The organism is Anaerolineae bacterium, assembly GCA_016931895.1.
Classification (GTDB): domain Bacteria; phylum Chloroflexota; class Anaerolineae; order 4572-78; family J111; genus JAFGNV01.
In genome coordinates this window covers 1-9,035 of the sequence record JAFGDY010000107.1, presented here as the reverse complement: position 1 = coordinate 9,035, position 9,035 = coordinate 1, and the positions used below count along the sequence as shown (strand labels likewise).

Annotated in this window: 7 protein-coding genes; all 7 read left to right on the top strand. The window is 53.1% G+C overall.

Features of this window, described 5'->3' with window-relative positions; translation table 11 throughout:
- Positions 1-617, top strand: a 617-nt coding sequence (locus JW953_08375) for an isoprenylcysteine carboxylmethyltransferase family protein (protein MBN1992709.1), incomplete at its 5' end; no start/stop codon positions are given.
- Positions 618-634: 17 nt separating this feature from the next.
- Positions 635-1,363, top strand: coding sequence for an isoprenylcysteine carboxylmethyltransferase family protein (locus JW953_08370; protein MBN1992708.1), 729 nt, complete (start codon positions 635-637; stop codon positions 1,361-1,363).
- A gap of 26 nt (positions 1,364-1,389) precedes the next feature.
- The gene (locus JW953_08365) at positions 1,390-2,076 is read left to right on the top strand and encodes an isoprenylcysteine carboxylmethyltransferase family protein (GenBank protein MBN1992707.1); all 687 of its coding nucleotides are present in this window, start codon (positions 1,390-1,392) and stop codon (positions 2,074-2,076) included.
- 115 nt (positions 2,077-2,191) lie between these two features.
- Positions 2,192-2,929, top strand: coding sequence for an ABC transporter ATP-binding protein (locus JW953_08360; GenBank protein MBN1992706.1), 738 nt, complete (start codon positions 2,192-2,194; stop codon positions 2,927-2,929).
- A complete protein-coding gene (locus tag JW953_08355) occupies positions 2,922-5,324 on the top strand; it encodes an FtsX-like permease family protein (protein MBN1992705.1) in 2,403 nt (800 codons plus the stop codon). The genes JW953_08360 and JW953_08355 overlap by 8 nt, the downstream gene beginning before the upstream one ends.
- 472 nt (positions 5,325-5,796) lie before the next feature.
- Positions 5,797-7,140, top strand: a complete 1,344-nt coding sequence (locus JW953_08350) for an efflux RND transporter periplasmic adaptor subunit (protein ID MBN1992704.1) — start codon at positions 5,797-5,799, stop codon at positions 7,138-7,140.
- Between the two features lie 76 nt (positions 7,141-7,216).
- Positions 7,217-8,707 (top strand): PD40 domain-containing protein, encoded by a 1,491-nt coding sequence (locus JW953_08345; protein MBN1992703.1) that lies wholly within the window; start codon positions 7,217-7,219, stop codon positions 8,705-8,707.
- The last annotated feature ends 328 nt before the right edge of the window (positions 8,708-9,035 follow it).

The following is a 9,035-nucleotide window of genomic DNA, read 5'->3' as shown; positions in this document are numbered from 1 at the left end:
TTACCGCCGGGCGATGGGATTGGGCCATGGCCTGGATTTACGTGGGGCTGATAATCATCAGCAACGTGGCCAGCCGGGTGATGATGTTGCGCAAATATCCAGATTTAATTGAAGAACGAGCCGGGGCTTTGGAAAAAGAAAATACCAAAGCCTGGGACAAAGTCCTCGTTCGGCTTACGGCTCTTTTAGGCCCACTGGCTACATTGATTGTGGCCGGGTTGGATATGCGTTTTGACGGGTCGCCACAGATCTCACTTGAACTGCAATTGATTGCGCTGGCCGGGCTTGTATTGGGCTATTTGTTGGCTTACTGGGCCGTTATTTCAAATAGATTTTTCTCGGCCACCGTCCGTATTCAAACAGAACGAGGGCACACTGTTGTCAGCGAGGGACCTTACCAATATGTTCGCCATCCAGGTTATGCGGGGGGGATCATGGCCTATCTGGCTACGCCGTTGATGCTTGGCTCGCTGTGGGCCTTCATCCCGGCCGTGTTGACCGCCCTCCTGACGATAATTCGGGCCGCGCTTGAAGACAAAACTCTTCAAGAAGAACTGGCTGGCTATCAAGAATATACGCGGCAGGTGCGCTATCGCCTATTACCGCTTATTTGGTGATCAACATTAGAGAGATAATGATGAATGATACTGCTTCAAAAGATACTTCAAAAATGACGCCCGAAATCAAGCGCGGCGTTATATCGTGGATTATCAAAGCCGGCGCGGGTCTGATCTTTTTTGCCGTAATTCTATTTCCCATCGCCGGACAGTGGGATTGGGGATGGGGTTGGATTTTTATTGGACTGTTCGCCCTGGCTTCCATTGTTAACGTTTTGATCCTGGTCCCCACCAACCCGGCCTTGCTGGCCCAACGTTCCAGGGGACTGCGCGAAGAGGGCGCTTCACAAACCGATAAGTTTTTGACCGGCATGGGCGCCGGCTTGATGCCCATGCTCTCGTGGATTGTGGCCGCGCTGGACGCGCGTTTTGGCTGGTCGGCCATGCCGTTGGCGCTGCACCTGGTGGGAGTGCTTGGTTTTGTTTTTGGCTGGGCCTTTGTGCTTTGGGCTACCGGGTCAAATGCGTATTTTTCCACCACCGTCCGCCTTCACGCCGGGCATACGGTGCAAACCGGCGGGCCTTACCAATTGGTGCGCCATCCGGGTTACGTGGGGGCAATCTTGTACCAACTGGTCACGCCGTTTTTGCTGGGGTCGTGGTGGGCCTTCATCCCGGCAATTCTATCGGCGCCCTTTTTGGTGGTGCGCACGGCGCTGGAAGATACCATGCTTCAGCAAAATTTGGACGGTTATCAGGCGTACGCCCGGCAGGTGCGTTACCGTTTACTACCGGGCGTGTGGTAAATCGCTTTAGAGAGTGAAGGAGTTCCATGCATAATTCGCTTTCCCGCAGAAAACTAGCCCAAACATTTTATGCGCGCTTATTGATTTTTTTACTTATCTGGCTGGCCGTGTTCTTTTTGCCGGCGGGCACGTTTGCTTTTTGGGAAGCCTGGGTTGTTTTAGCCATCCTCTTCATTCCTATGGCGCTCGGTTTTAGCTATTGGCTCAAGAATGATCCTGAACTGCTGGAAAGAAGGTCGAAAACAAGTGAGAAGGAAGCGGAGCAAAAGCTGATTATCAAAGTCCTGTCTCTCTTTTTTGTGCTCACCTTTCTAATTCCAGGCTTTGACAAACGTTTCGGGTGGTCTGATGTGCCCGTGGTCGTCGTAGTTGTGGCCGATATTCTGGTAATGCTTGGTTATGGAATATGTTTTTTTGTTGTTAGAGAAAATCGTTTTGCCTCCCGTACCGTAGAAGTAGAACAAGAACAGCCTGTTATCAGTAGTGGGCTATATGCAATTGTTCGTCACCCCATGTATCTGGGTGTATTGCTGATGTGTATTTCACTTCCCCTGGCTTTGGGGTCTTACTGGGCCATGGTCCCTGCCCTGTTGATAATTCCTGTTCTTGTAGCAAGGGTAAGGAATGAAGAAAGGGTGCTGGTTAGAGAACTTAAAGGCTATCAGGAATACGCCCAGGATGTGCGTTACCGCCTGTTGCCGCGGGTGTGGTAGTTCAAGGTAGCAAGGTAACAAGGTAACAAGGTAGCAAGCCTGCTGTTTTGTTACTCTGCTACTCTGTTACTCTGCTACTCTGCTACCCTGTTACTCTGCTCCCCTGGAGGGTTTTATGCTCTGGTCTAATTCAAATAAAACAAAAAATAACCTCAGCGGCTCGCTCATCACCCTCCGCGGCGTGGTGAAAAAATACCAGAGTCGCGCCGGGCAAGTGACCGCGCTCAAAGGCATTGACCTGGAAGTCAAGCCGGGCGAGTTTTTGGCCATTATGGGCAAATCGGGCGCGGGCAAAACCACGCTCGTTAACGTGATTACCGGCCTTGATCGAGTTACCTCGGGCGAAATATGGGTGGCCGGCATACCGGTGCACCAATTGCAGCCGGAAAAAGCAGCCCGATGGCGCGGCCGGAACGTGGGCGTTGTGTTTCAAACGTTTGAACTTTTGCCAACACTCACGGTGCTGCAGAACGTCACCCTGCCGATGGATTTTGCCAGGCGGTATTCGCTGCGGCAGCAGCGGCAACGAGCCTTGCAGCTATTAGAGCAAGTTGAAATTGCCGAACACGCCCACAAATTACCTGCGGCGGTTTCGGGCGGCCAGCAGCAGCGACTGGCCATTGCCCGGGCCATGGCCAACAACCCGCCCCTCCTGGTAGCCGACGAGCCGACCGGCAGCCTGGATTCGGTCACTTCCGAGGCGGTCATTGACGTGTTTGCGGAACTGGTCAATCAAGGCACAACGGTGCTGCTGGTAACCCACGATGAAGACGTTGCCCGGCGGGCCAGCCGCATCATTACTCTGGCCGATGGAAAAATTGTGCCTGACAACCAGGAGGTAAACCATGCTTAGGTCACGCTGGCACAAAGTTATTAACGATCTATGGGGCAATAAAATACGCACGTTTTTGATTGTGCTTTCAATTGCCGTGGGACTTTTTGCCGTGGGCACCATTATCAGCGCCCGCTCCATTTTGTCTACCGAAATGGCCAAAAGTTACGCCGCCATCAACCCTTCCAGCGGCACGGTGCGCACCCTGGAACCCTTTGACCAAGATTTTGTGCAGGCGGTGCGCGATATGCCCGAAGTGGCCGAGGCCGATGCCCGTTACTTTTTGACGGCTCGCGTCCAGACCGGCCCGGATGATTGGGCCAACCTGACAGTTTTTGGCGTGGCCGATTACAACGACATGCGGGTCAACAAAATTTGGCCGCAAGCCGGAGCCTGGCCGCCGCCCGACGGCGAAATCCTCATCGAACGGGCTGCCCTGCCGGTGATCAAGGCCAACATTGGCGATGAGATCACCATGCAAACCGCCGATAAAAAGTATCGTCAATTGCGTATTGCCGGCACCGTGCATGATCTGGTCCAGATGCCGGCCCAAATTGATAGCACGCCCTACGGCTACGTGTCTATGAAAACCCTGGAATGGTTTGGCGAGCCTTACGGATTTAATGAGCTGCACATTGTGCCCGCAAACCAAAGCGATAAAGACCACGCCCAAGATGCGGTCAACAAGGTTAAAAACAGGGCCGAACGCAGCGGCCTGACCATCCCCATAACCATGACCGCCGAGCCGGGCCAGATTCCTATGGACGCCATTTTGCAGGGTATTTTGCTGCTGATGGGCATCATCGGCCTGCTGTCGCTGTTTTTGAGCGTGTTTTTGATCATCAATACCATCTCTGCCCTTTTGGCCCAACAACGGCGACAAATTGGCATCATGAAGGCCGTTGGCGCCACCACCGGCCAGATTATGGGCATGTATTTGGGCCTGGTGCTGATTTACGGCCTGCTGGCCCTGCTTATAGCCGTGCCCTTGAGCATGGCCGGGGCGCGCGAACTGAGCCGATTTATGGCCGCCATGTTCAACTTTGACCTGGTTGAGCTGGCCACGCCGCCGCAAGTTATTGTGCTGCAAATTATCATTGGCCTGCTCACGCCGATGCTGGCCTCGCTGCCGCCATTTTTGACCAATTTGCCGATCACGCCCGTTGAGGCCATGAGCGCCTTTAGCTTGGGCAAAGGCCGTTTTGGCGCCGGCTTGATTGACCGGCTATTATCGGGCGCTAACCTGTGGTTTGCCCGGCGGGTGTTACTGCGGCCCATTTTGCTCTCCATGCGCAATATCTTTCGCAGCAAGTGGCGGCTCACCTTAACCCTCATCACTCTGACCCTGGCCGGCGCCATTTTTATTGCCGTCTTCAGTATGCAGTCGTCGTTGGACACCACGATGGATGATATACTGCACACCTGGGACTTTGATATTATGATCATCTTTGGCCGGGCCTACCGGGCCGAAAAAGTGCAGCGCGAGACCCTGGCTGTGCCCGGCGTAACCGCCACAGATGTGTGGCTCCAGTTACCCACCCGCCGGGTGCGGCCCGACGGCAGCGAAACCAAAATGATTTACATGTTTGCCCCGCACGCGGAGTCGGCGTTGGTGCGCGGCCCTAAAATTTTACAGGGCCGTTGGCTGCTGCCCGGCGATGAAAACGCCGTGGTGCTGGACTCTATTTTTATGAAAGAAGAACGGGATGTAAAGTTGGGCGATAGCGTGGTGCTTAAAGTAGACGGCCGCGAACGCCCGTTCCGGGTGGTGGGAGTGGGGATGGGCATGATGGTGCCTATGGCTTATGCCAATTATAATTACATTGCCCAGCTTACCAGTCAGGTGGGTTTGGCCGACACCATGCTGGTATCTACCGAGCGCCACGACGAAGCCAGGGTTATTGAAATTTCCAAAGCCATCGAAGCCCAGTTTGAGCGGCTGGGCACGGATATTGACGCCGTGGCTACTTTAGCCACCGAACGGCTGGAGGCCGAGGCATTTTTTGGCATCATTATTGCCCTGTTAATGATCATGGCCTTTATGCTGGCCATTGTGGGTGGGCTGGGTTTGATGGGCACCATGAGCATTAACGTGCTGGAGCGCACCCGTGAAATTGGCGTGCTGCGGGCCATTGGCGCGCCCACGCGGGGTGTGGCCTGGGTTTTCATCCGCGAAGGCATGGCTATTGGCGCGCTCAGTTGGTTATTAAGCACGGTGTCGGCCCCATTCCTGGGCAAACTGCTGACCAACGCCGTTGGCACCCAGGTATTGGGCATGCCGTTCAGCTTCACTTACTCGCTGCCCGGCGTATGGCTGTGGTTAGTTATGGTGATTATTTTAAGTGGTTTGGCCAGTTTTATCCCGGCTCGCAACGCGGCCCGCTTGACCGTGCGCGAGGTGCTGGCCTATGAATAGAGGCCCGTAAAAGTCTTTACCAAGACTTAACCTAAATTTAACAGTTATTTTACCTGGTTATGATAGAGTATAAATTTTACTCAGAAATTAATAGGCCGACGGTGCGCCCCAAAAATTTTGGTGGTAGGGACAGGACAATGTCCTGTCCCTACCCTGTGGCCTAAAATTGAGACAACGACAAGAACAGAAAATGGCTTGACAGCCTAAAAAAAGTATAATATAATCGGATGGTTAATTTTTTAGTCTAAGCTAAATATTTTTTTAGTCAAACTTAATCATTAAATTAATACGATTTTTTGTAGCCTGAAGTACAACTTTTCGTATAATTGCTCGTATAAAATATCTGATAGAGAATCAAACTGTGGGGTCAAGCCTTAAAAGCTTCTAAAACCCACAGGGGCTTTGAAAGTGTATTGAGTTAGAGTATCTCTCAACTTTTTCATAAATTCGCTTGAGTTCAAGGAGAACAACCATGAAACTAAAATTTGTTGCCACCATGTTAATGGTCATCTTATTGGCCGGGGGAGTTATCGCTTGCTCGTCTGAGCCAACAGCAACGCCTGAGCCGGTTGAGGCCCAGGCCATTCAACAGCCCAATGTGGTTTCCGCCGAAGCTTTTGTGGTGCCGCAGCAAGAAGCCAACCTCTCTTTTGAAGTGGGAGGGCGGGTAACTGCGGTTGAAGTTGAAGAAGGCGACGAAGTTACTGCCGGGCAAACCCTGGTCCAGTTAGATAATGCCAGCCAACAGGCAGCGGTGGGGCAGGCCGAGGCCAGTTTGGCTCGCGCTGAAGCCAATTTAGGCCGAGCCGAAGCTGACCTGGCCAGGGTGAAAGCAGGTGCAACAGCGGAGCAAATTGCTCAGGCCGAGGCGGCGCTATCCAGAGCGGAGGCGGCTTTGGCAGAAATCATTGCCGGCCCCACCGAGGAAGATATTGCCCAGGCCGAAGCCAGAGTGGAGACTGCCCAGGCTACGCTGAACCAGGTGTTAGCCGGGGCGCGGGATGAAGACTTAAAAGCTGCGTCGGCCAGGTTATTGCAAGCAGAAGCCAACGTGCGATTAGCCCAGGCCGACTATGACAAGTTTGTTTACGGCGAACCGGAAGTGGCCGAACCTTATGGCGTAGCCTTGCAACAGGCCACCCTGACCTATGAGGCCGCGCAGGCAGACTACGAAAAACTCCTCAATGGGGCCACCGACGAGGATATAGCTGTGGCCCGCGCCGGGGTAAAAGAGGCGGAAGCCGCTTTGGCCAAAGTTAAGGCTGGAGCCACGCCCGAACAGATTGCCCAGGCCCAGGCCGAAGTCGTCAGAGCCGAGGCCGCGCTGGCTGAACTCGTTGCCGGAGCCACACCCGAAGAGATTGCTTCAGCCGAGGCAATTGTTGAAGCAGAGAAAGGCTGGATCAAAGAGGGCCAGGCCGGGATCGTGTCGGCCCAAACTGAACTGGCCAAAACCGAGTTAAAATCACCCTTTGCGGGCACGGTGGGGGCCAGGAATGTTGATTCCGGCGAAATTGTTTCACCGGGGGAACCGGTCATCTCAATAGGTGACACTTCGCGTTGGCAAATTGAAACCGACGACTTGACCGAGATTGACGTGGTAAATGTGAAAGAAGGCGCTAAAGTTCAGATCAGCGTGGACGCGCTGCCCGGCGAAGAGTTTGAAGGGGTAGTGACCCGCATCAAACCCAAATCAGAAACCAAGGCCGGCGATGTGACTTACACTGTGTTGATTGACATCACCAAAGGCGACACCTCGCGCTTGCGCTGGGGCATGACCACTTTTGTTGATATTGAAGTTGGGCCGGATGTATAAGGCGCCTACATTCTATTTCGAAGGGCAATGCTTTGCTATGCGGCAGTCTTGCCCTTCAAAAAAGGCAGGGATGAAAATGAAAACAAAAAGAATCTTATCTTTGATCTTGATCATTGGGCTGGCCTTCAGCGTTTGGGTAACGGGTTCTCTTCCGGCGCAGGCGCAACAAGCTAATCTGGATACCACTTTGGCCAGGGCCGCCGCCAACAGTTTTCTGGTGACGTTACTGCGACCGGAACTATCAAACACAATGAAGTTTTACTTGTTGGATAGTGTTAGCGCTGCCGACATTGTGGCGGCGGTTCAGGAAAGTCCGGCCACCAGTTTTGAAGTTACCGGCGCCGAGTGGGTTAGCGAGGTGACCTACCAGGTGAAAGCCATGCTCCAGCCCGGCGATCGTCCTATTTCCGTTTACGTTGGCAAGTACAATGGGCGTTGGCGGATTGAGGGCGTTGATTTATCGCCCGTTGGCGTTACTGTTCCGGCGGAAACCGCTGAGAGTTCCGGCGAAACAGCGCCTGCTCCAACCGGAAATGGCCCGGTTTCCGTTAGCCAAAACGGCGGCGGACAGCTTGTTTTCCAAAACCAGAGCGGAGGGGATATTTATCTCATCAATGCTGATGGAACCGGCCTGCGCCGGATTACCCAAGGTATTGATCCTCAGCTTTCGCCGGATGGCACCAAAATCGCCTTTACCCGCTGGACGCCCCGATACGAGTTGTTTACGATAAATGTGGACGGCAGCAACGAACAAGCCTGGACCCATGGCTGGCGCGAAATGAAATCGCCCACCTGGACGGCCGATGGAGCAAAGTTGATTTTTAGTTACCAGGATGGCGGGCGTCTGAATGACGAATATCACCGGATTAATATTGCCAAAACCTTGATGGCGGGAGATTCGATTAAAATTCCACCTGAGGCCAGAGACATTGAGGAAAAGGATGGGGTGATAACCTACCGGATTCCCGCCGACGCCCACTGGTATTTGAAGCAATTTAACTTGAACACCGGCCAAATTGCCGAAATATTTACCGAACGGCACAGCTATGGCCCCAGTGGACATCCCACCCAGGCCAATCAGGTTATCCACAAAGTGAACACCGGCATCACCCTGCACAATGTAGATACCAATACCGCCCAGCTTGTGACAGACGACTATCGTGATCACACGCCCGTTATCTCGCCGGATGGTAGTAAGGTGGCTGTGGCTTACTGGCAGGATGGTCATTGGGAAATCCACACCATGAATCTTGACGGCAGCAACCGGCAACGGCACACCGAAACGCCGCTCACCGTTCTGGCCAATAACAATCGCCTGGTCAGCCAGGAAGTGGAGGGTCAGTTGCGTTTTGTGCCGGTGGAAAACCCGCACTGGAATAACGCCGCGCCGGCCTGGTCGCCGGATGGCAGCAAAATAGCTTTTTTAACCGACCGCACCGGCCAGTGGGAAATCTGGATTATGAACGCCGATGGTTCTGACCAGCGGCCCATGTTCCCCAACGGTCAATTGGCCGAGATCACCTTGCACTACGCCGGAGTTGACGAACGAATGTTATCCTGGCGATGAGTTAAAAACCGCTTATCACGAATCACGCAATAGCTATTTCTCAACCAGAAATCTTTTAGGCATCCCCGGAGGCAAATGTAAAATCCGTTTCGCCTTTGGGGATGCTTTTGCTGCTATTAAGGTTTAAAGTCTATAATCTGGGCCGGATTTAAACCAAATTCGCAAACTGCTAGATCCGGCGCAACTTAAGTTTGTTTTGATCGTATAATTAACTGAATGTCACTTGAGGGGTTTTTACCCAAATTACAAAGGAGTGTGCAATGACTACAAGCAAACGTGTGGCGATTTTAATTGGCGGGGGTGAAGTCCCCGGTTTAAATATGTGTCT